The following is a 22,699-nucleotide window of genomic DNA, read 5'->3' as shown; positions in this document are numbered from 1 at the left end:
CGGCCGGTCGATCTACTTCTTCTTGAACGGCGCCATGCCGAGCCTGGCGAGTTCGTCGGCGCGCTCGTTTTCCGGATGGCCGGCATGGCCCTTGATCCAGTGAAGCGTCACCTTGTGCTTGTTGCGAGCCTCCTCGAGCTGCTGCCAGAGTTCGGCATTCTTGACGGGCTTCTTGTCTGCGGTCTTCCAGCCGTTCCTTTTCCAGCCGAAAATCCACTTGGAAATGCCATCCTTTACATAGGCGCTGTCGGTATAAAGGTCGACCTCGCAGGGCTGTTTGAGTGCGCTGAGCGCCTGGATCGCCGCCATCAGCTCCATGCGGTTATTGGTCGTTTCCGCCTCGCCGCCGAACATTTCCTTTTCGCTTTCGCCATAACGCAGGATGGCGCCCCAGCCGCCCGGGCCGGGATTGCCGGAACAGGCCCCGTCGGTAAAAATATCGACATGCTTCATGACGAGATCGCTTCCAATGCCAGGCCATATTCGGCGGCAGAGGCGATCTGCCGGTGGAAGCGCAGTTTGCGCAGGTATTCGAGCGGGTCCTTCTTCACCACCAGCGCGCCGGGCGGCGTCGTCAGCCAGTCGTAGAGCCTTGTCAGGAAGAAACGCAGTGCCGAACCGCGCGACAGGACCGGAAGGGCAGCGATCTCTTCCGGCGAAAGCGGACGCACGCTCTGATAGCCTTCCAGCATCGCCATGCCCTTGGTGAGGTTGTAGGCGCCGTCCTTTTCGAAGCACCAGGCATTCAGGCAGATCGAGACGTCATAGGCGAGCAGGTCGTTGCAGGCGAAATAGAAGTCGATCAAGCCGGAAAGCTCGTCGCCTAAAAAGAAGACGTTGTCCTGGAAGAGGTCGGCATGGATGACACCTGCCGGCAGATCCTTTGGCCAATTGCCGGCCAGAAAATCGAGTTCGGAGGCGATCTCGTCCTGTAGTCCCTTTTCCACTTCGTCGGCACGGTCGGCGGATTTCGCCCAGAGCGCCTTCCATCCTTCCAGTGACAGCGCATTCGGCCGCGTCAGCGGAAAGCCCTCGCCCGCAAGATGCATCTGAGCAAGCGCCTTGCCCACTTCCCGGCAGTGCTTCGCTTCCGGCTTCCTCAACCACATGCCTTCCAGGAAGGAAATGAGCGCAGCCGGGCGGCCGGAAAGCTCGCCGAGCAACTGACCGTCGTGACGCGGCAGCGGCAACGGGCAGGATAGGCCACGCGCATAAAGATGCTGCATCAGGCCGAGGAAGAACGGCAGGTCGGCCTTCTCCACCCGCCTTTCATAGAGCGTCAGAATCAGCGGCCCGCGGGTCGTGTGCAGAAGGAAATTCGAGTTCTCGACACCTTCGGCGATGCCCTTGTAGGAGGTCAGCTCACCGACATCGTATTCAGTCAGGAAATGTTTGAGGTCGTCCTCAGTAATATCGGTGTAAACGGCCAAGGCGGTCTCACAGTCCGTGGGAAAGCAGAATCATCTGCCGGAAATTATACCGAGCAGTCGCAAAACCCCTCACATCCGTACTCCATTCACCCATTCCATGTCTTCATGGGTCAAGGGCACGCCGCGCAGTTCGCGATTGACGAGAAAGTTCTCGTTCTCCTCCGCCGTGATCGCCAGATCGATCTCGGCAGCGAACCGCTCCTTGAAGGCGGCAATGATCTCGTCGACGATGACTTCGGGAGCCGAAGCGCCGGCGGAAAGACCGAGGGTACGGATGTCGCCGATCTCGTCCCAGTTCAGTTCCGAGGCCCTTTGCACCAACAGCGAACGCCTGGCGCCGGCGCGCAGAGCCACTTCCACCAGCCGCTTGGAATTGGACGAATTCGGCGCGCCTACGACGATGAAGAGGTCGCAGCCCGGTGCCGCTTCCTTGACCGCCTCCTGGCGGTTGGTGGTCGCGTAGCAAATGGAATCAGCCGCCGGGGCGGTAAGGTTCGGAAAGCGCTCCTGCAGCCTGGCGATCACGCCCGCCGTGTCGTCCACCGACAGAGTGGTCTGGGTGACGTAGCCGAGATTATCGGGATCGGCGGGCTGGTATCTGTCGGCATCCTCAACCGTCTCAATCAGCGAGACAGTGCCGGGAGGGAGTTGGCCCATCGTGCCGATCACTTCCGGATGACCGGCATGGCCGATCAGGACGACATGGCGGCCGAGCCGCTGGTGACGCATGGCCTGCTTATGAACCTTGGAGACCAGCGGGCAGGTCGCGTCGAGATAGAAGAGATTGCGCGCCTCGGCATCCTGCGGTACGGATTTCGGTACGCCATGGGCGGAGAAGACGACCGGCTGCTCGCGATGCTCGGCCGGGATCTCGTCAAGCTCCTCCACGAAAATCGCGCCCTTCGCCTCCAGTCCCTCGACCACATAGCGGTTATGGACAATCTCGTGGCGAACATAGACCGGGGCGCCATAGGCCTTCAGCGCCAGAACGACGATCTGGATCGCCCGGTCAACACCGGCACAGAACCCGCGCGGGCCGCAAAGGCGGATCGTCAGGGGGGGCTTTTTCACCTGGATATTCATTCCGGTCCCATGGTCATTGCTTGCGCTCCATATAGGCGAGCGAATCCGGCTGCGCCAAGGAAAATGTTGCCTATTGCCCGGACGCGCCTGGACGTTTACGCCGCATCCAGACGCCCGCAACCACCGCAACCAGCGCCGCTGCCAGCCCGTACCAGGTGATGGCATACTGGAGGTGGTTGTTCGGCAGTTCGAACTGGGTCACGCCTCCCCTCGGCCAGCCGCCCGGATTTTCGACGGAAGCATCGGCATCCACGAAGAAGGGAACCACCTTCGATGCATCGAGCCCGACGCTCGAAACCATGGCGCCCAGATCCTTCCAGTAGAAGATGTTCTTGGCGAGATCGTTGTCCGGCACGATATAGGAAGGCTTTCCCGCGAGCCGCAAACGGGCATAACCGGTCACGGTCTGCTCGCCAGAAATCTCGCCGGCAGGACGGGTCGCTGGCTCCTTCATTTCATAGGGGACGAAACCACGGTTGACGAGAAGGGTGCGGCCATCGGCAAGCGTCATCGGCGTGTAAACGTAGAAACCCGTCTGCCCTTCGAAGGTCGCGAAGAAATGCCGCTCCCTTGTGTGATCGAACGTGCCGGTCACCGAGACACGGCGGTACTCGATTTCGCCGCTGTTCTTTTCGATCGCTTCGACATCCGCAAGCGCGACCGGCGCCGCCGCACGGCGCTCGGCGATATCGGCAAGCAGGCCTTCCTTCCAGCGCAGGCGCTCCACCTGCCAAGTGCCGAGTGACAGCAGGATCGCCAGCGCCGCAAGAATTGCGGCAGCCGTCGCAATTGCCCTGCTGCGACCGCGGGCCGGCTCGCCGCCCGCTGCGGTTTCCGGAGAGGCTTTCATCACCATCGAATTCCCGACCTCAAAAAAGCAGAAGGGCGGCTTTCGCCGCCCCCGCCAATCTCCAGCACCTGGCCTCAGTGGGCAAGCGGCGCGCCCCAACCGCCCCAGATGTAAACGGCGAAGAAGAGGAACAGCCAGACGACGTCGACGAAGTGCCAGTACCACGCAGCGGCTTCGAAGCCGAAGTGATGGGTGGGGGTGAAGCCGCCGTTCAATGCACGCAGCAGGCAGACGGCCAGGAAGATCGTGCCGACCAGCACGTGGAAACCATGGAAGCCCGTCGCCATGAAGAAGGTCGCGCCGTAGATCGAGTTGGCGAACTCGAAGGGGGCATGCGCATATTCATAGGCCTGGACGCAGGAGAACAGGATGCCGAGCGCAACCGTCAACGACAGGCCGGCGATCAGTCCCTTGCGGTCACCGTGAAGCAGCGCATGGTGCGCCCAGGTCACGCAGGTACCGGAAAGCAGCAGGATGACCGTATTGTAGAGCGGCAGATGCCATGGATCGAGCACTTCGATGCCCTTCGGCGGCCACTGGCCTCCCAGCACCTCAGTGCGCGTCGCCTGGATCGCCTCGTTGGAGAACAGGCTGGCATCGAAGAAGGCCCAGAACCAGGCGACGAAGAACATCACTTCCGAAGCGATGAACATGATCATGCCGTAACGCAGGTGCAGCGATACGACGCGGGTATGCGCGCCGGCACGGCCTTCCTTGATCGTATCCGACCACCAGCCGATCATCGTGTAGATGATGATCGCGAGACCGATGAAGAACAGCCACGGCGTGGCAAAATTCACGCCGAAAATCTGGAATGCGCCGCCATGCAGGTAGCGCATGTAACCAACGCCGCCGAAGGTGATGACAAAAGCGCCGAGCGAGGCCAGAATCGGCCACGGGCTCGGATCGATGATGTGGTAGTCGTGCTGTTTCTGATGCGCATCGGCCATGTCAGAATTCCCCGGATGAATGCCTGTTTCGCCGGAACCCGGCGAACCCTCTCAAAGTTTCTTGTCCACCGCCTTATTGCCCGCCGGCAGAGCGGCGACCGGCTTGCCCGGCTCGCTCGGATAGAAGGTGTAGGACAGCGTGATCGTCTTGATATTCTTGGTCTCGTCCGCCTTGGCGATCTCGGGGTCAACGTAGAACACCACCGGCATCTTGACCGTCTCGCCCGGCTGCAGCGTCTGCTCGGTGAAGCAGAAGCACTCGACCTTGTTGAAATAGGCACCCGCTTCCATCGGCGTCACGTTAAAGACGGCCGAACCCGTCGTCGGACGCGGCGAACGGTTGGTCGCCGTATATTCGATCTGTATCGTCTCGCCGATCTTGGGATTAACCATCCTGGCCGGCTTGAACTCCCAGTTCAGGCCCGACGAGATATTCGCGTCAAATGTGACCTGGATAGTCCTGTCCAGGATCTTTTCGGAATACTGCTCTACCCGCTGGGTCGTGCCGTTATAGCCCGTCACCTGGCAGAACAACCGGTAAAGCGGCACGGAAGCATAGGCAGCACCGACCATGCCGGCGACGAAAACAGCGCAGCCGGCGAAGATCGCGCTGTTGCTGACCCGCTTTGCCTGACCGTTCTGAACGACATCCGTCATCGCTTCGCTCCTAGCCTCCAATATTGCCGATTTTCACCAGCGTCATGACGTAGAAGAGGATCACCAGCCCGGCGAGGACCAGCCCGAGCGCGATATTCCGATTGCGGCGCGATTTTTTCTGCGCGTCGTTGAGCTTGATGGTTTCGATCACAGCATACCTCCGAGGAGGCTAGGCAATCCCTCGAAAAGCCGATCCGCCAGCAAAGCCGAGAAGATCGCGAACAGATAGAGAATCGAATAGGCGAACATCTTCTTCGCCGGGACCATTCTTTCATCGCCGTCGGGCATGCGCCGGACGGCGATGGAACAGTAGATGAAGACCGCGCCGAGCAGGGTAGCGAAAATGCCGTAACCCAGTCCGGCAAGACCCGTGAAGGCCGGCGCGACGGCTGCCAACGCCGTCAGCACGGCATAGACGACGATCTGGTTCTTCGTGGATGCTTCGCCAACGACATTCGGCATCATCGGAACGCCGACGGCGCCGTAGTCCCGCATCTTGAAGAGTGCCAACGCCCAGAAATGCGCCGGCGTCCAGAGAAAGATGATGAGAAAGAGCAGGATGCTATCCACCGAGACGCCGCCCGTGACACAGGCCCAGCCGATCATCGGCGGGAAAGCGCCGGACGCGCCGCCGATGACGATGTTCTGCGGCGTCGAGCGTTTCAGCCACATCGTGTAGACGACGACATAGAAGAAGATGGTGAAAGCGAGCAGGCCGGCTGCAAACCAGTTGACCGCAAGCCCCAGGATAACGACAGAGAAGACCGAAAGCGTCAGGCCGAAAGCGAGCGCCTCCTGCGGCAGGATGCGCCCGGCCGGAATAGGACGCTTGGCCGTGCGGGTCATGACGGCGTCGATATCGGCGTCATACCACATGTTGAGCGCACCGGAAGCACCGGCACCCACTGCGATACAGAGGACGGAGATCACGCCGAGCACCGGGTTGAGGTGACCGGGCGCGAGCATCAGGCCGGTAAATGCGGTGAAGACCACGAGCGACATGACCCGCGGCTTCAGGAGCTCGAAGAAATCGCGCGCACTCGCTTCCGAGAGGCGCACGCCTCCATCGGTGCCGAGAGCGTCGTGATTGCCGATAACCGTCATTGAACCGTCCTGTCTGGTAGTCCGGGGCATCGCGGGTGCCGCGATGCCCTCTCTCAAGTTCAAGCCGCTCAGCGGATGCGCGGCAACTGCTCCCACTGGTGGTAGGGCGGCGGCGAGGAAAGCTGCCATTCGAGCGTGGTGGCACCCTCACCCCAGGGATTGTCGCCGGCGACACGCTTCCTGGCGAAGGCTTCCCATACGCCGAAGAGGAAGATCAGCACGCCGACGAAGGAGATGTAGGAACCGATCGAGGAAACGTAGTTCCAACCCTCAAAGGCATCCGGATAGTCGATGTAGCGCCGCGGCATGCCGGCGAGACCGAGGAAATGCTGCGGGAAGAACACGAGGTTCACGCCCACGAACATGACCCAGAAATGCAGCTTGCCGATGAACTCGTTGTACATGTAGCCGAACATCTTCGGGAACCAGTAGTACCAGGCCGCGAAGATGGCGAAGACCGCGCCGAGCGACAGGACGTAGTGGAAGTGTGCCACGACGTAATAGGTGTCATGCAGCGAACGGTCGAGGCCGGCATTGGCGAGCTGGACGCCCGTGACACCGCCGACGGTGAACAGGAAGATGAAGCCGATCGCCCAGACCATCGGCGTGCGGAAGGTCAGCGAGCCGCCCCACATCGTCGCAATCCAGGAGAAGATCTTGATGCCGGTCGGAACCGCGATGACCATCGTCGCGAATACGAAGTAGCGCTGCGCATCGAGCGACAGGCCGACCGTGTACATGTGGTGGGCCCAGACGATGAAGCCGACGGCGCCGATCGCGACCATGGCATAGGCCATGCCGAGATAACCGAAGACCGGCTTTCTGGAGAAGGTCGAGATGATGTGGCTGATGATGCCGAAACCGGGCAGGATCAGGATGTAGACTTCCGGATGACCGAAGAACCAGAACAGGTGCTGATAAAGGATCGGATCGCCGCCGCCTTCCGGCGCGAAGAAGGTCGTGCCGAAGTTGCGGTCGGTCAGAAGCATGGTGATGCCACCTGCCAGAACCGGCAGCGAGAGAAGGAGCAGGAAGGCGGTAATCAGAACAGCCCAGGCGAAAAGCGGCATCTTGTGCAGCGTCATGCCCGGAGCGCGCATGTTCAGGATCGTGGTAATGAAGTTGATCGCACCGAGAATCGAGGACGCACCCGCAACGTGGAGCGAGAAGATCGCGAGGTCGATCGCCGGGCCGGGATGACCCGCGGTCGAGAGCGGCGGATAGAGCGTCCAGCCCCCGCCTGCACCATAGGCGCCGGCCGGTCCCTCAACGAACATCGAGAGAAGCAGCAGGAGGAAAGCAGGCGGAAGCAGCCAGAAGGAGATGTTGTTCAGACGCGGGAACGCCATGTCCGGCGCACCGATCATGATCGGAACCATCCAGTTGGCGAAACCACCGATCATTGCTGGCATGACCATGAAGAAGATCATGACCAGCGCGTGGGCAGTCGTAAACACATTGAACATGTGCTTGCCGCCATCGATCGCGGCGTCACCTTCGAAGCCATACACCATCGAAGCCAGGCCATGGAAAATCTGGATGCCCGGCTCCTGCAGCTCCATGCGCATGGCGACAGAGAGGAGGCCGCCGATGATGCCCGCGATGATCGCGAAGATCAGATAGAGCGTGCCGATGTCCTTATGGTTCGTCGAGAAGAACCAGCGGGCAGCGAAGCCCGGCTTATGGGAATGATGATCGTCGTGAGCATGCGCATCGTGAGAGGTGCGAGCATGAGCGTGATCGTCGTGAGCGGATGCCATTGTTCTCACTCCTCCTGATTACTTGGATTCGTTTGCCGCAACCGCGAGATTGCCGGCAGGCCTGTCGACCGCAGCCATCAGGGCCTTGTTCGCACCGGGAAGATCGCTTCCTGCCTGCGCAAGCCAGGCATTATACTTGTCTTCGGAGACAACACGGATGGCGATCGGCATGAAGGCATGATCCTTGCCGCAAAGCTCGGAGCATTGGCCATAATAAAGACCTTCGTTCTCGGCCTTGAACCAGGTCTCGTTCAGACGACCCGGAACGGCGTCGATCTTAAGGCCGAAGGCCGGCATCGCGAAGGCATGAATGACATCCGACGGCGCGGCGGTCACCAGCAAGCGAATCGTCTTGCCGATCGGAACGACCATTTCGTTATCCACGGCAAGCAGGCGAGGATAAGCGGCGACATCCGTCTTGCCGGCAGCGGTACGATCTTCTTCCTTCAGCATGAAACTATCGAAGGCGACCGGGTTCTCTCCACCTTCATATTCATAGTTCCACTGCCATTGAGTGGCAGTGGCTTTTACCGTCATGTCCGCTTCCGGAAGCTCAAGCTGGGCGTTCAGAAGGTTGAAGGAGGGGATGGCGAGGAAGAAGAGGACGAGGACCGGACCGAGCGTCCAGACGATCTCGATCATTGTATTGTGACTGGTGCGTGACGGCACGGGATTGGCACTCGACCGGAACTTCGCCACCACCACGAGGATAAGCGCCAGGACCAGGAGCGTGATCGGCACGATAAACCAGAGCGTATAATGCTCGAACCACCTGATCTGGTGCATGATCGGCGTGGCGGGCGCCTGAAGGTCTATCTGCCACGGATGCGGCTGGTCCGCATAACCGGCAGAAGCAAAGAGCAGACAGATGAGCGCCGTCATCACTGCATAAGCTCTGTTCATCACTACATTTCTCCCCATGCGTTTGATCTAGGACAAACCCAACGCAGAATCCAAGCTATATACGGTCTGCTTCAATCACAGTTTGCCTGCCGCCGCAATATCTGGCGGGAAAAGCCCGTGCGGCATTTTTGCGCCTCCCGGAAACCCTTGAATCGTGGCAAAAGACTAGGTTCGGCCGAGCCGGATTTCCGGCGCCCGTCTTGTATTTGCGGAAATCTCAATATTTCCCGGCATGCCACCGGATCGTTTTACCGCCGGAATCCAGTGATTTCTTTGTGCGTGAATCAGCAAGACATCACATCGCACTAGGGGTCCCATTTTCGCCGTACTCGGCTGGAAAGACGGCGGGGCTTTTCAATTCGTCTGGTGGACGTCAAGAATAGCCGCACTGATTCGTCTTTCAGAGGTTTCCATGGGTCGTCCCTCCCTGATCCGCGCTAGTCTTGCCGTGATGCTTGCAGCGGCTACATCGCTTCCGGCATTTGCGCAGCAGCCCGGTCCGCGGCCAACGCCCCAGCCGTCGCAGGACTCCACCCGGCAACCGGCGCCGCAACCAGCCCCCCCTTCCCCAAACGGCACAGGGACCCAGCAGCCGCCGGCCCAGAAGCCTCAACCACCAGCAGGCAATGTCCGGGAGAATCACGGCGCCTGGTCGATCATCTGTGACCGACCGGCGGGAGCCTCCGCCGAGCAGTGTGCACTGATGCAGAACGTGATCGCCGAGGACCGGCCGGAGGTCGGCCTCTCGGTCGTCGTGCTGAAGACAGCCGACCGGAAGGCGAAGATCCTTCGCATCCTGGCACCGCTCGGCGTGCTCTTGAAGGATGGCATGGAACTTTATGTGGACAACAATAATATCGGCCGCGCCTATTTCACCCGCTGCTTCTCGGAAGGCTGCTATGTGGAGGTGGAAATCGACGACGAACTGATGCGCATCCTGCGCGCCGGCAAGAACGCCGTCTTCGCGCTGCGCGAATCGGCGGACCAGGATCGCGTCGGGATTCCAATCGAGCTTATCGGCTTCGGCGAAGGCTACGACGCGCTTCCCTGAGCGGCGTATAATAATAAAGAGAACAACACGCGCACTGGGACGACGGCTCATGGAACTGCAGGGCAGCCATCACTTCCCCGTCCGTTTCGATGACGAGGTCGTGCGCGATGCGGTGCGCGCCTTCGTCATCCAACGTACGGTGCGCGAGCAGAAGATGAAGTGGGGGGCGGCTGCGCTGATGCTTGTGGCCTGCCTTGTCTTGCTCCTGCAGGGCAATTTCACACTTGCCATCCTGGCAGTCGTCGTAGCCTGTTTTCCGGCACTTTTCAGTGCCATCGTCTGGCGTGCCCATTCCGCCAATGCATTCGGCCGCTACGGACGGATGAAAGACCGTCGCGCGGATGTGAGCATCGACGCGGAAGGTTTCGGCATCGCCTCCGATCTCGGCACCGGAAACCTAACCTGGCGCAACGTCACCGAAATCTGGGAGCGGCCGCGTTCCTTCATGCTCTTCAGCGGCTCAAACGCCTTCAACATCCTGCCGCGCGAAACCATGCCGAAAAAGGTCCAGGCCTATTTGAGCGCGCGTTCAGTTCGAAGATAGGCTTGCTTCGCCCCCGCCCCGGACCTACATCGGTCGGGAGAGCGCGCGCGTTTTTCGCAGCGACGCCCAAGGAGCATCTATGAACACCGACCTTCTCAACCTTTTCGATTGCGACGAGACGAAGCTGCGCTCGATCCTTTCCGAAACGCTGTCCGGCGCCGATGACGGCGAGCTTTTCGTGGAGCACGCCCAGGCGGAATCACTCACCTTCGACAACGGCCGGCTGAAAGGTGGTTCATTCAATACAGACCAGGGATTTGGTCTACGGGCGGTCGCCGGTGAGGCTGTGGGCTATGCGCACGCGGGTGAATTGTCCGCAGCTGCCCTTTCCCGCGCCTCCGATGCCGTGCGGGCCGTGACCGCGGGCTATTCCGGCTCCTATGCCGCCGCGCCGCAGCGCACCAACAAGAAATATTACGGCGACGAGAATCCGATCGGATCCCCAAGCTTCGAAGAGAAGGTCAAGCTTCTGACGGATATCGATGCCTATCTGCGCAACAAGGATGACAAGGTGCGGCAAGTGACCGCCACCGTCTCCGCAAGCTGGCAGGTGGTCGACATCCTGCGTGCCGACGGCCACCGGGTGCAGGACATCCGCCCGATGACCCGCATCAATATCTCTGTCGTCGTCGGCGAAGGCGACCGGCAGGAGAGCGGCTCCTTCGGCACCGGTGGACGCATCGGCTTCGGCGATTTCGTGACGGAAGGCAACTGGCAGACAGGCGCCGACGAGGCGCTGCGCCAGGCGCTTGTGAACTTGACCGCAATCGATGCGCCGGCCGGCACGATGGACGTCGTGCTCGGCTCCGGCTGGCCGGGCGTCATGTTGCACGAAGCAGTCGGCCACGGGCTGGAAGGCGATTTCAACCGCAAGAAGACCTCCGCTTTCGCCGGTCTTCTGGGTGAGATGGTCGCCGCACCCGGCGTCACGGTCGTCGACGACGGCACGATCGATAATCGCCGCGGCTCGCTCACCATCGACGACGAGGGTACGCCCTCCGGCTACAATGTGCTGATCGAAAACGGCAAGCTCGTCGGCTACATGCAGGACCGCCAGAACGCCCGGCTGATGGGCATGAAACCCACCGGCAACGGCCGCCGGCAGGGTTATGCCCATGTGCCGATGCCGCGCATGACCAACACCTACATGCTCGGCGGCGACAAAACGCCGGAAGAAATCATCGCATCGGTGAAGAAGGGCATCTATGCCGTCTCCTTCGGCGGTGGCCAGGTGGACATCACCTCCGGCAAGTTCGTGTTCGGCTGCACCGAGGCCTACATGATCGAAGACGGCAAGATCGGCCCTGCTATCAAGGGCGCCATGCTGATCGGCAACGGATCGGACGCCATGAAGCGCGTCTCCATGGTCGGCAACGACATGAAGCTCGACACCGGCATCGGCAATTGCGGCAAGGGTGGCCAATGGGTTCCGGTCGGCGTCGGCCAGCCGCACTTGAGGATGGACCAAGTAACTGTCGGCGGCACGAAGGCGTGACGCCGCATCGTTCCAATGCGCTGATCCCTGAGCTTTCCGTCAGCGATTGGACGAAAAGCCGAGATTTCTATTGTGATTTGATTGGTTTTTCAGTCGTCTACGATCGGCCGGAAGAAGGTTTTGCTTTCCTGGCGCTCGGCGAGGCGCAATTGATGATCGACCAGATCGGCATCGGCCGGGATTTCGATATAGCCGGAGCGCCACGCGAATATCCGTGTGGACGCGGGCTCAACCTGCAGATCGAGGTTCCGGCGCTCGACCCGATCCTTGCCCGGCTCGAAACCGCCGGAGTCTCCCTCTACCTCGATCCCGAGGAGAAATGGTATCGACGCGAGAAGAACGAGGCCGGCAACCGCCAGTTCATCGTCGCCGATCCGGACGGCTATCTCCTACGGCTCTTCGAGGATCTTGGTGAGCGCCCGCTCACTCGGCATCCAGCCTGAACAGCCACTTCCGTTCAATCGCCGCGGCAAGATCGATCCGGTTGTTGCGGGCAAAAAGCAGGATATGCCCGAGGAGATCAGCGGTCTCGTCGGCAAGATCGCGATTGAGGTCCTCCTCGCTCCTCCCCTTCTTGCGGCCGCGACCGGTCACGCGATTCCAGGCCTGGGTGAGCTCACCCACTTCTTCCTGCAGCTTCAGGACAAACCAATCGGGATCGCGCTCGATGCCATGGGTTTCGGCATAAGCGGCAGATGCGGCCTCGAACTGGCCGGCAAGTCTCTCCAGCATAATGTTCTCCTTTTGTACCCGAGAGAGCGGTGATTCGCGATCCATGTCCAGAGTGTTGCTTGACACCCCGGCGCAAATCCCGACAGGTGCAGGCCATCGCACGAATCCGCATGACGGCCTTTCCATGAACTCCCCAAACCTTTTAGCCGCCTATCTGAAATCATGGTTTCCGGGCCATGGACCCGCCGAACTGGGCTTCGTCTTCCTGGCGGCGCTGATTGCGGGTCTGGCGCGCGGGTTCTCCGGCTTCGGCGGTGCGCTGATCTTCGTTCCACTCGCCAGCGCCGCCACCAGCCCGAAAATCGCCTCCGCGTTGCTCCTCGTCATCGACGGGACGATGACGCTCGGCATGCTGCCGGACAGCTGGAGACGGGCCAACCGGCGTGAAGTCTATACGATGCTGATCGGCGCGCTGGTGGGCGTTCCGGCGGGCACGGCGTTGCTGGCTCTTCTGCCTTCCGTGACGCTTCGCTGGATCATCTCGGTCGTCGTGCTCTGCCTGCTCGTTTTCCTGATCTCCGGCTGGCGTTATCACGGCAAGCCAAAGACACCGCTGACAATCGGCGTGGGGGCACTCGCCGGACTTTTCGGCGGGGCCGCGCAGATGTCCGGCCCACCGATCGTCGCCTATTGGCTGGGTGGCGCCATTCCACCGCTGACGGTACGCGCCAACCTCGTGGTCTATTTCGCGCTGGCGACCGTGATTTCGGCGACCTCCTACATCGTCGGAAGCCTGCTCACCGTGGAGGTCCTGGCCATGGCACTGATCGCCGGGCCGGGCTATGGCCTTGGCCTCGCTGCCGGCTCGCGGCTCTTCGGTTTCGCATCCGAAGCGACATTCCGGCGCATCTGTTTTCTGCTGATCGCGATCGCTGCCATCGTCGGCCTGCCTCTCTTCGACACGTTCCGTCCCTGACAGATTCTGCATTTCATTCTTCAGCAAGGCTTAACAGGTCCGCGCGTAGGGTCGCGCCATTCGCAAAGAGTACGGGCGTGATCTCAGTGGGGCATAAGAAGCGGAGGCTGCAGGCGCTCTGGCGCCGGGACGTCAAACGCCGGCTGGTCGCCGGCGGCCTCGATATGGCTGCTGCTCTCGCACGGGCGGGGATGATGCCGAACGCGCGCGGGCGTGGCGCGATCTTCACCCTTCATCACGTCCGGCCGAAAAGGACACGCCCACTGCAGCCGAGCGAGCATCTCGAAGTCACGCCAGATTTCTTAAATGACGCCATCGAGCGGCTCTTTGCGGAGGGCTACGAATTCATCCCTCTTGCGGATATCCCGTCGCGCCTCGCCAGTCCGACGAAACAGCCCTTTGCCGCCTTCACGCTCGACGACGGCTACAGGAACAATGCCGAATACGCGCTGCCCGTCTTCGCACGCCATGGCGTGCCTTTCACCATCTTCGTCACCCGGGGATTTGCCGAGCGCACCCATTCGCTTTGGTGGGAAACGCTTGCCGAACTGCTCGGCCGGGAACGGGAAATCTCCTTCGATTTCGGACATGGCGCCAAGATCACGGGCCTGACCTCGGAAGCCCTGAAATTCGATGCCTTCGACCGCTTCTCCAGATATGTCGAGGAGACCGAAGAGGCGATTGCCGTCTCCAACATCGACGCGCTGGCGCGCAGGCACGGCATCGATCCGCTGAAAATCACCGCCGATCTCACCATGGACGCTCAGGAACTCAGGGCGCTTGCTGCGCATCCGCTCGCCTCGCTCGGCGCGCATACGCTGAGCCACCGGGCGGTCGCCCGTCTTTCCCTGGAAGAAGCCAGCGATGAAATGCGGCAATCGGCAGATTATGTGGAGGCGCTGACAGGCAAGCGCCCAAAGGCGATCGCCTATCCCTACGGCACGCGTCTGGCCGTATCGGAACGCGACTCCATGATCGCGCGCGAACTCGGCTTCTCGGTCGCGGTGACGACACAGCCCGGCACGCTCTGCGAAAAATATGCGAACCGGTTGACTGCCCTGCCGCGCATCTCGCTCAACGGTTATTACCAACAGCCGCGATATGTCTCGGCACTCGCTTCTGGGATACCCTTCGCGCTCGGGCGATAACGCTTTTATCTTCCCACATGTCGTTATCCCGAAACCGGTTCCATTTTCGGGCAACATGCGTCTTACGGATACATCCGCACCTTCTCCCAGGGACCGCCCGGAGCGGGGCGGCGGAACTCGATGCGATCGTGCAGGCGAAACTGGCGGTCGTGCCAGAACTCGATCGAAACGGGCTTGATGCGGAAACCGGACCAGTAAGGCGGGCGGGGAATGTCTCCGATCGCGTACCTGGCCGTATATTCGGCAACCGCCTTTTCCAACGCGAAACGGCCTTCGAGCGGCCGGGACTGTTTCGACGCCCAGGCGCCGATCCGGCTGCCGCGGGCGCGCGATGCGTAATAGGCGTCGGCCTCGGCGTCGCTCACCACCTCCACCTCGCCCCGCAGGCGCACCTGGCGGCGCAACGATTTCCAGTGGAAACACATCGCCGCCTTCCTGTTTGCGAGAATTTCACGGCCCTTCTGGCTTTCGAAATTGGTATAGAAGACAAAACCGTTCTCGTCATAACCCTTCAGGAGGACCATGCGGACATTGGGCATGCCGAATTCATCCACGGTCGCCACGGCGACGGCATTCGGATCATTGGGCTCCGTACGCTCCGCGTCCTTCAGCCAGGTTCCGAACAGTGTGAAAGGTTCGGTCTCCTCGGTGAAGTCACCACTTGTTAACTCGCTTTCAGACATATTGACTAAAATACTCCCGAAAAGTGCCCGAAGCTTCTCCATCGGACAGGATGCAAGGTGGTAGTGATATCAAAGTCGAAGAGTCGTACAAAGAGGTCCCTTGCCCTCAGCAAACGCTTCACCGCAATCCTCCTTATCGGTCTCTCACTTGCCGGCTGCACCAGCAGTCTGGATCTCTTCGGTAGTTCGGAAAAGATCGACCGCACCATCGCGACCGGCACCGTGCCCGGCACGGCCCAGCATACGGGTGCAGCACTCTCCGACGAGGCGACGGTCCGAAACGCTGTAACCTCCGCCGATCTCGCCAAGCTCGGCGAAGCATCGGTTCCGTGGGCGAATACCGCAACCGGCAGCGCGGGCGTCGTCTCGCAGATCCGCGAAGCCCGGAATGCAGGGCATATCTGCCGCGACTTCATGACGACGCGGCATTCCTATGAAGGTATTGCAATGTTTTCCGGACAGGCCTGCCTTACCGGCAGTGGAGACTGGATGCTCACCGCGTTCGACCGGCAATAGCCGGCGCCATCCTCTCGGGCGTGCCGGGATATTCCGCCTTTGCCTTGCGCACCTACGAACAGAATTCCTTCCATGAAATTCTGAACCACTCTCGAAACGGTTTCTTAACCTTAACAACTACCGAGCCTGGTCGCGTAACTACTGATTCAGGAGTCTTGACCTAGATTTCTACCGAACAAGCAGACCATCTGCCGGAACATGAAGAACTGGCGAGTGGCTGTCGGAATTGTGACGAGTATCGGAGGGTCCAAGAATCAAGCGGGGGCCCGCCGCTTCAGGTAACCGGTGGTCCCACAATGCGTGATCCCTATTCCGTTCTGGGCGTGAAGCATAATGCCGACGCCACTGAAATCAAATCGGCCTGGCGCAGCAAGGCAAAGACGCTTCATCCCGATCACAATCAGGATGATCCGTCCGCGGCGAGCCGTTTTGCTGAAATCGGCCAAGCCTACGAGGTCCTGAAGGATCCCGAGCGGCGCAAGCGCTACGATCATGCTGCTGAAATGCAGCAGACGATCCTGCAGCAGCGTCAGGCTGCGCAAGAAGCAGCCGAACGCGCCAAGGCGGCCAAAGCCAATGCCGAGAAGATCATGGAGGAGCTGGCGCGCGCCAACGCGCAGCGGGCCCAATCCCAAGCTCAATCATCTCAAGATCGGCCTCAGAATCAGTCAGGTTCGGCGGGAGAGACACCGGAGGAGGTGATCGAACGCATCTTCGGTGCAGCCGCAGCCGATCAGGCGAGGGCCCAGGGTCAGGCAAAAGGATCGGCACAGGCTGCCGGCGATACTGCCGAAACGGCAAAAGTCGACCCGAACGGCGAAAAACCTCCCCTGCCGGTCATGGCGGTAGACCTCATCGCCTCGCTCGTACGCCGCATCCGCGGTACCTCACCAGCTCCTGAAAAGGCGCCGGATTTCTCCGTGGACGCGATAGTGACCGTCGAAGATCTGCTGAATCAGAGCTGGGTTACGGTCAAATTGAGTGATGAGCGCGAGGTCCGATTCGCCCTGGAAAAGGGCATGACCGAAGGTCAAATGGTACGCCTCAAGGGTCAAGGCATCAAACTTGCTGGCATGAAACCGGGCGATCTTCTCGTCACGCTCAAGGTTGCCCACGACACCGCGTTCCGCATCGAAGGCTTCGATCTCCATACGGTCCTGCCGATCTCTCTGGAAGACGCGGTGCTGGGTGCGGAAGCAACTGTCGAGACGCCCGAAGGCAACCACAGCATCACCATTCCGGCCTGGTCCGGTTCCGACCAGGCGATCAGACTGAGTGGTCTCGGCCTCTATAATGAGGCCGGCGATCGCGGCGATCTCGTCGTCGAACTGCGCATTATCCTGTGGGAAAAGCCGAACGAAAAGGTCACCGACCTCATGCGGCACATGCGTCACGGGCTCTACGTGTAGCGGGTTACGCCCGAATATGACAGTTCCGCGTCGGTTTACACCGCTATGCACCCTTGATTACGTCCTTTAACACGAGATGAATGAAGCCAGCTTGAACGCTGGGGCTGCCTATGTCATAGGCAGCATTCGTCTAAAGTTTCAGGGGACTAGGCATGGTTCAGGCTTCCGGCCTCATGGCAGGCAAACGCGGCATCATCATGGGTGTTGCGAACAACCGTTCCATCGCATGGGGCATTGCCAAGGCCATTCATCAGCATGGCGGCGAAGTCGCATTCACCTACCAGGGTGATGCACTGAAGAAGCGTGTCGAACCATTGGCCGCCGAACTTGGCGCTTATATGGCCGGCCATTGCGATGTCAGCGACGAATCGACCGTCGATGCGGTCTTCGAAAACCTCGAAAAGCATTGGGGAAAGATCGACTTCCTTGTGCATGCGATCGGCTTTTCCGACAAGGACGAGCTGACCGGCCGTTATGTCGACACATCGGCGGAAAATTTCGCCAAGACGATGCAGATCTCGGTCTATTCCTTCACCTCCGTTGCACGGCGGGCGGAAAAGCTGATGACCGATGGCGGCTCGATGCTGACGCTCACCTACTACGGCGCGGAAAAGGTCATGCCGAACTACAATGTCATGGGGGTCGCCAAAGCCGCGCTGGAAGCGAGCGTCAAATATCTGGCGGTCGACCTCGGGCCTAAGAATATCCGCGTCAACGCCATTTCCGCCGGCCCGATCAAGACGCTGGCCGCTTCCGGCATCGGCGACTTCCGCTACATCCTCAAGTGGAACGAATATAATGCGCCGCTGCGCCGCACCGTCACCATCGAGGAAGTGGGCGATGTCGGGCTCTACATGCTTTCCGACCTCTCCCGCTCGGTCACCGGCGAAACCCACCATGCCGACAGCGGCTACCATGTCGTCGGCATGAAGGCCGTCGATGCGCCCGACATCTCGGTCATCAAGGACTGACCGGCTTTCAGGACGTTTGCCGTGCTCATCTACATGATCCGCCACGGGCAGACGGACTGGAATGCCGAAGGGCGGCTTCAAGGCCAGAAAGACATCCCGCTCAATGCGCTCGGCCGGTCGCAGGCGGTGCGCAACGGCGAGCGGTTGCGTGAAATGATCGGCGCAGCGGACGGTTTTGCCTTCGTCGCAAGCCCCCTGTCGCGTACCCGCGAAACCATGGAACTCCTTCGCGCCGCCATGGGCCTTGATCCCGAGGCGTATCAAATCGACGAGCGGCTGAGGGAACTTTCCTTTGGCGATTGGGAAGGGCATACGCTCAAGGAAATCAGCCGTATGTCCCCGGATCGCAAGCGTGCGCGAACGCGAGAGAAATGGAGCTTCATCCCGCCAGGAACGACCGCCGAAAGCTATGAAATCCTCTGCTGGCGGATCGGCGCATGGCTGCAATCCGTCGATGGCCCGACCGTCTGCATCAGTCACGGTGGCGTCATCCGGTCGCTCTTCCGGCTGATCGGCAACCTTGCCGAGGATGACGCAGCCACCGCCCCCACTCCGCAGGACCGGATCCTCAGGATCGATACGGACTATAGCCGTATGGAATGGTTTTAGCGCATCTGCGCCCGGAAAGGTTGCTCCAACCTACCAACCTGCACGTTGCGCATTTCTAAAGTCGATCCCGATTGCCGGCAGATGCTGCAATCTTCGAAATATATTTCAAATTACTCTTTTCTGATGTTTTCGGCTTACTGGACGACTTCCAGATCGTCGACGACCCGATTTCCATCCACGACGGTGTAGAAAACCAACACCTTCACGCCTGCCTCCAACCCTTCGAAGTTGAATTCCTCCGGCACCTTGTAGGTCTTTCCGTCATCCAACGTCAGGCTGTACGCCTTCGTATCCACCGACTTGATCGTCGCCTCGACATCCGCGCTTTGCGCCCAGCTGTTCAAGGGTGAAAAGATGCTGGCCGTCGTAAGCAGAGCAGCAATCAGGATACGCATCGTCGGTGCCTTTGGCGAAGTCGAGGTTGTTTTGTTTCGATGCACAGATAGCCCCCGGATTGTGGCGAAAATCGCCCGCCACCATGACATTTTCGGTACAAGTAATGACCTGATAGTTAACGCTTTTCAAGATTCTGGCGGCACCTTGCGGCCGGACTGCATAATTTCCGTCAGACCGGGTGAAGTATTTCCGGCGCCAAAAGGCCACGAGGTTTCCAGGTTGCTGTGCAATCGGAAATTAACTCCCTTCCAATAGGCTTTTTCTCCATATCACAGAGGTTAACGAAGAGGTCTGCGCGATTGAAATTCCGGCTTCCGTCCGTTTCCAGATCCCTGCGGCCTTTTCGGAGCACCAAGGCCCCTACAATGGTCGCATTCGTCATCGCGCTGCTGGTGATTGCGATCGGCGTTATCATCGACCGGCGCAACACTGAAGACCATCGCAGCGAATTGCGAGCGACGACGGAAAAGGTGGCAAGCCTCCTGGCGCGGCGACTCGCATCCCGCATCGAGACCGACACTATGACGGCCGACCATCTTGTCCACGCATTGAGGAACGATGCACAAGGCTCGCCGGCCGCCTTCAAGCATTATGCCGACAAGGCGTTCCGAAACTGGAGGCATTTTTCCGCTGTCGCGATTGCGCCCGAATTCCGTCTCGGCCAAGTCGTCACCCGCGAAGGCATCATCGATGGCGCATCGGAGGCGATCGGGGACATCGATCTTCCACGTCTTGCAAACGATCTGAGATCGGTCGCAGGCCGCAACCGGGTCTCTCTGCTGAGCGGCACGCAGGAAAATCATCTCACGTTGGTCGTGCCGGTGGCCTCGGAAGATGAAAGTGCGGATCTTTGGGGCGCGATCGCGATCCTCATTGACAAGAAAGGGCTCATGGAAGCTTCGGGCGTCACTTTCTCTCCAGACTCGGCCCTAAGCCCTAATCTCATCGATCTCGAATGGCTGAACGTGGTTCTGCGCGACGCCGACAAACCCGGATATTTCGCTTTCTACGGGGATGATTCCATCGAGGACCAATCCCCGATGGAATGGAGCGTTCCGTTGAAGAGCGCTAGTTGGACCCTGCTCGCCGTCCCTTATTCCGGCTGGGACATCGCACCGCCGAACCAACTGCATGTCCGGCTGTGGATTGCGCTCGCCGCACTTGCGATCATCATACCGATCTTCGTCGCGACTTCGCTTATCTCGGAACGCAACTGCAATATCGCGGCGCTGAAAGCACGCGAGCTTAACCTCCTTGAACTTTCGCAACGCTTCACCCTTGCCATGGAGGCTTCGAATATCGGCATCTGGGAGGTGGCGGGCGACAATCACGATCTCTTCTGGGATGAACGCGCCGCCAAGCTGCACGGGAAGGATGCCGGCGGCGGAGGCAATCGCCTCAATGATTGGCTGAACTCAATCTTTCCGGAAGACCGGGCGGCGGCAGAGACGCATTTCTTCAACTGCACCTGCAGCAACACGCCGCGCAGCGAGGTCTATCGCGTGCAATTGCCGAATGGCGCCCTGCGATATCTGCGATCGGCCGGAGCAAACTACCGGAACGCCAATGGCACCCACCGCACCACAGGCATCGTCTGGGACGTGACTGCCGACATGGTGATGACGCAGACGCTGCGGAACGCCAAGGAAAACACCGACATCAAGAACGCCGAGCTGGAACTCGCCCTCGATGAACTATCGAACCGCGAACAGGAACTGGAAGAACTCTCGACCAAGCTCGATCTCGCACTTGCCTCCTCCAATTGCGGCATATGGGAATCAAACCCTGTCACGCATGTCGAGATCTGGGATGAGCGGATGTGCCAATTGCATGGCATTCCATTTGCGAACGGCGGCATCCATGCCGATCAGTGGATCAACCTCCTCCACCCCGAAGATCGGGAAAGGGCCAAGCGGACCTCTTATCATTTTGCGGGCAGCTTCCGCCCCGATCCGCTTGTCGCCCGTGTTCCGCAGCCGGACGGCTCCATCCGCTATATTCGCTCGATCGGCAAGCTGCATGTGACTCGTGACGGAACGAAAAAGGTGGTCGGTATCGCCTTCGACGTCACCCAGGACGCGATCCTCACCCAGCAACTCAAGGCCGCCAAAGATGAAGCCGACGCCAAGAACGCCGAGCTGGAACTCGCCAAGAGCCGTATCGAGCACAATTCGCTGCACGACCCGCTGACCCTGCTTGCCAATCGCCGCAAGCTCGACATGGAACTCGATCGTCTGTCGCGTTCCAGCCAGAACGAGCGGCAGAAATTCTCTATCCTGCATCTCGATCTCGACCGCTTCAAGCAGATTAACGACACGCTCGGTCACGCGGCTGGCGACGCCATGCTGGTGCATGCGTCACACATCCTGTCGCGCAACGTCCGCGGCTCGGATGTGGTCGCACGCATCGGCGGCGACGAATTCGTTATCCTTGCCTCCGGCAATTCCAGCGCCGAACAGATGGCACAGCTTGCCCAGCGCATCATCGCGGAATTCCACCAGCCGATCGATTTCGAGGGCTTTTCCTGTCGTTGCGGTGTCTCGATCGGGATTGCCCAGGCGAGCGGCCTTAATGTCGATGCGCGCCGCACCCTGGTCAACGCCGACATCGCGCTCTACCGGGCGAAAGGCATGGGTCGCAACCGCTATGAATTCTTCACGCAGAACCTGCAGGCCGAGATCGTCAATCAGAAGCGGACCGCCGACGAAGTGCTTGCAGGCATCGACAACAACGAGTTCGCAACCTGGTACCAGCCGCAATTCTGCGCCCGGACCAACGAGTTTACCGGGGTGGAGGCTCTCATCCGCTGGAATCACCCGCATCACGGAATCCTCACCCCTGACCGGTTTCTGAAAATCGCCGAGGACCTCAACGTCTCAGCGACGCTTGACCAGATCGTGCTCGAGACCGTGCTGAAGGACAAACTGCGCTGGATTGCGCTCGGCATCAGGATCCCCAAGGTTTCCGTCAATGTTTCCTCAAAAAGGCTGCATGACGAGACGCTGATCGACACGCTGAAGGTCCTGGAGATCGAGCCTGGCGAAATTTCCTTCGAGCTGGTGGAATCGATCTTTCTCGACGAAAGCGAAGACTCGGCGACCCGCAATCTCGAACGCATCAAGGAACTTGGCATCGATATCGAGATCGACGATTTCGGAACCGGCCACACGTCGATTGTCAGCCTTCTGAAGCTGAAGCCGAAGCGTCTCAAGATCGATCGCCAGCTTGTCATGCCGATCCTGAGTTCGCCGCAGGAACGCGCGCTCGTCCGTTCCATCATCGACATCGCCCGGTCGCTCGGGGTCGAGACCGTGGCGGAAGGCGTGGAGACGATGCAACATGCGAGCCTATTGCGCGAACTCGGTTGCGACCTGCTGCAGGGCTACGCGTTCTCCCGGCCGCTTTCCTTCAGCGACTTCACGCAAGCCGCACTCGCCGGCTGGCGGAAAGCCGCCGCATAGACACATCGTTCACCCGTCGGCGGCACCCGTT

General features: G+C 60.1%; 24 protein-coding genes. 11 read left to right on the top strand and 13 right to left on the bottom strand.

Going from position 1 to position 22,699, the window contains the following annotated elements:
- Positions 1–12: 12 nt before the first annotated feature.
- The 10 genes from rnhA to coxB all read right to left on the bottom strand — a co-directional run bounded on the left by rnhA (position 13) and on the right by coxB (position 8,737).
- Positions 13–453: a ribonuclease HI gene (gene rnhA / locus J2046_RS03345; protein WP_210049484.1), complete on the bottom strand. Its 441-nt coding sequence runs from the start codon at positions 451–453 to the stop codon at positions 13–15.
- Positions 450–1,430, bottom strand: a complete 981-nt coding sequence (locus J2046_RS03340) for a homoserine kinase (RefSeq protein ID WP_210049482.1) — start codon at positions 1,428–1,430, stop codon at positions 450–452. The genes rnhA and J2046_RS03340 overlap by 4 nt, the downstream gene beginning before the upstream one ends.
- 69 nt (positions 1,431–1,499) lie before the next feature.
- Positions 1,500–2,513: a 4-hydroxy-3-methylbut-2-enyl diphosphate reductase gene (gene ispH / locus J2046_RS03335; protein ID WP_210049480.1), complete on the bottom strand. Its 1,014-nt coding sequence runs from the start codon at positions 2,511–2,513 to the stop codon at positions 1,500–1,502.
- Between the two features lie 70 nt (positions 2,514–2,583).
- On the bottom strand, positions 2,584–3,363 hold the full coding sequence (locus J2046_RS03330) for an SURF1 family protein (protein WP_233469483.1): 780 nt from the start codon (positions 3,361–3,363) through the stop codon (positions 2,584–2,586).
- A 74-nt stretch (positions 3,364–3,437) separates the two neighbouring features.
- Complete coding sequence (locus J2046_RS03325) at positions 3,438–4,313, bottom strand: cytochrome c oxidase subunit 3 (protein ID WP_210049476.1); 876 nt, start codon at positions 4,311–4,313, stop codon at positions 3,438–3,440.
- A gap of 51 nt (positions 4,314–4,364) precedes the next feature.
- Positions 4,365–4,970: a cytochrome c oxidase assembly protein gene (locus J2046_RS03320; RefSeq protein ID WP_210049474.1), complete on the bottom strand. Its 606-nt coding sequence runs from the start codon at positions 4,968–4,970 to the stop codon at positions 4,365–4,367.
- A gap of 10 nt (positions 4,971–4,980) precedes the next feature.
- Positions 4,981–5,121 carry a hypothetical protein gene (locus J2046_RS03315; RefSeq protein WP_200884033.1) on the bottom strand — a complete coding sequence of 47 codons (141 nt, stop codon included), beginning with the start codon at positions 5,119–5,121 and terminating at the stop codon, positions 4,981–4,983.
- Complete coding sequence (locus J2046_RS03310; RefSeq protein WP_210049472.1) at positions 5,118–6,074, bottom strand: heme o synthase; 957 nt, start codon at positions 6,072–6,074, stop codon at positions 5,118–5,120. Before J2046_RS03310 ends, J2046_RS03315 begins: the two co-directional genes overlap by 4 nt.
- 68 nt (positions 6,075–6,142) lie before the next feature.
- Positions 6,143–7,834 (bottom strand): cytochrome c oxidase subunit I, encoded by a 1,692-nt coding sequence (ctaD, locus tag J2046_RS03305; RefSeq protein WP_210049470.1) that lies wholly within the window; start codon positions 7,832–7,834, stop codon positions 6,143–6,145.
- Between the two features lie 18 nt (positions 7,835–7,852).
- Complete coding sequence (gene coxB / locus J2046_RS03300; RefSeq protein WP_210049468.1) at positions 7,853–8,737, bottom strand: cytochrome c oxidase subunit II; 885 nt, start codon at positions 8,735–8,737, stop codon at positions 7,853–7,855.
- 412 nt (positions 8,738–9,149) lie between these two features.
- Between coxB and J2046_RS33705 the strand changes: the two genes are divergently transcribed.
- From J2046_RS33705 to J2046_RS03280, 4 genes are all read left to right on the top strand, one after another.
- Positions 9,150–9,788 (top strand): invasion associated locus B family protein, encoded by a 639-nt coding sequence (locus J2046_RS33705; RefSeq protein WP_233469482.1) that lies wholly within the window; start codon positions 9,150–9,152, stop codon positions 9,786–9,788.
- 49 nt (positions 9,789–9,837) lie between these two features.
- Complete coding sequence (locus tag J2046_RS03290; RefSeq protein ID WP_210049467.1) at positions 9,838–10,332, top strand: YcxB family protein; 495 nt, start codon at positions 9,838–9,840, stop codon at positions 10,330–10,332.
- 79 nt (positions 10,333–10,411) lie between these two features.
- On the top strand, positions 10,412–11,827 hold the full coding sequence (tldD, locus tag J2046_RS03285) for a metalloprotease TldD (RefSeq protein WP_210049465.1): 1,416 nt from the start codon (positions 10,412–10,414) through the stop codon (positions 11,825–11,827).
- Entirely contained in the window at positions 11,824–12,270 is a 447-nt protein-coding gene (locus J2046_RS03280) for a bleomycin resistance protein (protein ID WP_210049463.1), read from the top strand. Before tldD ends, J2046_RS03280 begins: the two co-directional genes overlap by 4 nt.
- Here J2046_RS03280 and J2046_RS03275 read toward each other — a convergent pair.
- Positions 12,251–12,559: a nucleoside triphosphate pyrophosphohydrolase family protein gene (locus tag J2046_RS03275; protein ID WP_210049462.1), complete on the bottom strand. Its 309-nt coding sequence runs from the start codon at positions 12,557–12,559 to the stop codon at positions 12,251–12,253. The two genes, J2046_RS03280 and J2046_RS03275, sit on opposite strands and share 20 nt — an antisense overlap.
- Positions 12,560–12,683: 124 nt before the next feature.
- Between J2046_RS03275 and J2046_RS03270 the strand changes: the two genes are divergently transcribed.
- Both J2046_RS03270 and J2046_RS03265 read left to right on the top strand, forming a co-directional pair.
- A complete protein-coding gene (locus tag J2046_RS03270; protein ID WP_210049746.1) occupies positions 12,684–13,475 on the top strand; it encodes a sulfite exporter TauE/SafE family protein in 792 nt (263 codons plus the stop codon).
- 77 nt (positions 13,476–13,552) lie between these two features.
- Entirely contained in the window at positions 13,553–14,623 is a 1,071-nt protein-coding gene (locus J2046_RS03265) for a polysaccharide deacetylase family protein (RefSeq protein ID WP_411828450.1), read from the top strand.
- Positions 14,624–14,685: 62 nt separating this feature from the next.
- Here the strand turns inward: J2046_RS03265 and pdxH are convergent, their stop codons facing one another.
- Entirely contained in the window at positions 14,686–15,306 is a 621-nt protein-coding gene (gene pdxH / locus J2046_RS03260; protein ID WP_210049460.1) for a pyridoxamine 5'-phosphate oxidase, read from the bottom strand.
- A 57-nt stretch (positions 15,307–15,363) separates the two neighbouring features.
- Between pdxH and J2046_RS03255 the strand changes: the two genes are divergently transcribed.
- The 4 genes from J2046_RS03255 to J2046_RS03240 all read left to right on the top strand — a co-directional run bounded on the left by J2046_RS03255 (position 15,364) and on the right by J2046_RS03240 (position 18,811).
- Entirely contained in the window at positions 15,364–15,822 is a 459-nt protein-coding gene (locus tag J2046_RS03255; protein ID WP_210049458.1) for an RT0821/Lpp0805 family surface protein, read from the top strand.
- Positions 15,823–16,118: 296 nt separating this feature from the next.
- Entirely contained in the window at positions 16,119–17,231 is a 1,113-nt protein-coding gene (locus J2046_RS03250; protein ID WP_210049456.1) for a DnaJ C-terminal domain-containing protein, read from the top strand.
- A 152-nt stretch (positions 17,232–17,383) separates the two neighbouring features.
- Positions 17,384–18,202 (top strand): enoyl-ACP reductase FabI, encoded by an 819-nt coding sequence (gene fabI, locus J2046_RS03245; protein WP_037158126.1) that lies wholly within the window; start codon positions 17,384–17,386, stop codon positions 18,200–18,202.
- 21 nt (positions 18,203–18,223) lie between these two features.
- Positions 18,224–18,811 carry a histidine phosphatase family protein gene (locus tag J2046_RS03240; protein WP_210049454.1) on the top strand — a complete coding sequence of 196 codons (588 nt, stop codon included), beginning with the start codon at positions 18,224–18,226 and terminating at the stop codon, positions 18,809–18,811.
- A 134-nt stretch (positions 18,812–18,945) separates the two neighbouring features.
- Here the strand turns inward: J2046_RS03240 and J2046_RS03235 are convergent, their stop codons facing one another.
- On the bottom strand, positions 18,946–19,206 hold the full coding sequence (locus J2046_RS03235; RefSeq protein WP_210049453.1) for a DUF1344 domain-containing protein: 261 nt from the start codon (positions 19,204–19,206) through the stop codon (positions 18,946–18,948).
- A 366-nt stretch (positions 19,207–19,572) separates the two neighbouring features.
- Between J2046_RS03235 and J2046_RS03230 the strand changes: the two genes are divergently transcribed.
- Positions 19,573–22,668 carry a bifunctional diguanylate cyclase/phosphodiesterase gene (locus tag J2046_RS03230; protein WP_210049451.1) on the top strand — a complete coding sequence of 1,032 codons (3,096 nt, stop codon included), beginning with the start codon at positions 19,573–19,575 and terminating at the stop codon, positions 22,666–22,668.
- The last annotated feature ends 31 nt before the right edge of the window (positions 22,669–22,699 follow it).

Origin of the sequence: Neorhizobium petrolearium, from assembly GCF_017873175.1 — a bacterium.
GTDB classification, from domain to species: Bacteria; Pseudomonadota; Alphaproteobacteria; order Rhizobiales; family Rhizobiaceae; genus Neorhizobium; species Neorhizobium petrolearium.
Note: the sequence above shows the minus strand (reverse complement) of the source record. Positions and strands in the feature narration are given on the sequence as shown.

Bases quoted from the DNA above. Each gene is read 5' to 3' on its own strand.
- J2046_RS03270 (WP_210049746.1), top strand. From the start codon at position 12,684: ATGAACTCCCCAAACCTTTTAGCCGCCTATCTGAAATCATGGTTTCCG.
- tldD (WP_210049465.1), top strand. From the start codon at position 10,412: ATGAACACCGACCTTCTCAACCTTTTCGATTGCGACGAGACGAAGCTG.
- coxB (WP_210049468.1), bottom strand. From the start codon at position 8,737: ATGAACAGAGCTTATGCAGTGATGACGGCGCTCATCTGTCTGCTCTTT.
- J2046_RS03275 (WP_210049462.1), bottom strand. From the start codon at position 12,559: ATGCTGGAGAGACTTGCCGGCCAGTTCGAGGCCGCATCTGCCGCTTAT.
- ctaD (WP_210049470.1), bottom strand. From the start codon at position 7,834: ATGGCATCCGCTCACGACGATCACGCTCATGCTCGCACCTCTCACGAT.
- rnhA (WP_210049484.1), bottom strand. From the start codon at position 453: ATGAAGCATGTCGATATTTTTACCGACGGGGCCTGTTCCGGCAATCCC.
- J2046_RS33705 (WP_233469482.1), top strand. From the start codon at position 9,150: ATGGGTCGTCCCTCCCTGATCCGCGCTAGTCTTGCCGTGATGCTTGCA.
- J2046_RS03310 (WP_210049472.1), bottom strand. From the start codon at position 6,074: ATGACGGTTATCGGCAATCACGACGCTCTCGGCACCGATGGAGGCGTG.
- J2046_RS03290 (WP_210049467.1), top strand. From the start codon at position 9,838: ATGGAACTGCAGGGCAGCCATCACTTCCCCGTCCGTTTCGATGACGAG.
- J2046_RS03325 (WP_210049476.1), bottom strand. From the start codon at position 4,313: ATGGCCGATGCGCATCAGAAACAGCACGACTACCACATCATCGATCCG.
- J2046_RS03320 (WP_210049474.1), bottom strand. From the start codon at position 4,970: ATGACGGATGTCGTTCAGAACGGTCAGGCAAAGCGGGTCAGCAACAGC.
- ispH (WP_210049480.1), bottom strand. From the start codon at position 2,513: ATGAATATCCAGGTGAAAAAGCCCCCCCTGACGATCCGCCTTTGCGGC.
- fabI (WP_037158126.1), top strand. From the start codon at position 17,384: ATGGTTCAGGCTTCCGGCCTCATGGCAGGCAAACGCGGCATCATCATG.
- J2046_RS03250 (WP_210049456.1), top strand. From the start codon at position 16,119: ATGCGTGATCCCTATTCCGTTCTGGGCGTGAAGCATAATGCCGACGCC.
- J2046_RS03330 (WP_233469483.1), bottom strand. From the start codon at position 3,363: ATGAAAGCCTCTCCGGAAACCGCAGCGGGCGGCGAGCCGGCCCGCGGT.
- pdxH (WP_210049460.1), bottom strand. From the start codon at position 15,306: ATGTCTGAAAGCGAGTTAACAAGTGGTGACTTCACCGAGGAGACCGAA.
- J2046_RS03235 (WP_210049453.1), bottom strand. From the start codon at position 19,206: ATGCGTATCCTGATTGCTGCTCTGCTTACGACGGCCAGCATCTTTTCA.
- J2046_RS03230 (WP_210049451.1), top strand. From the start codon at position 19,573: ATGGTCGCATTCGTCATCGCGCTGCTGGTGATTGCGATCGGCGTTATC.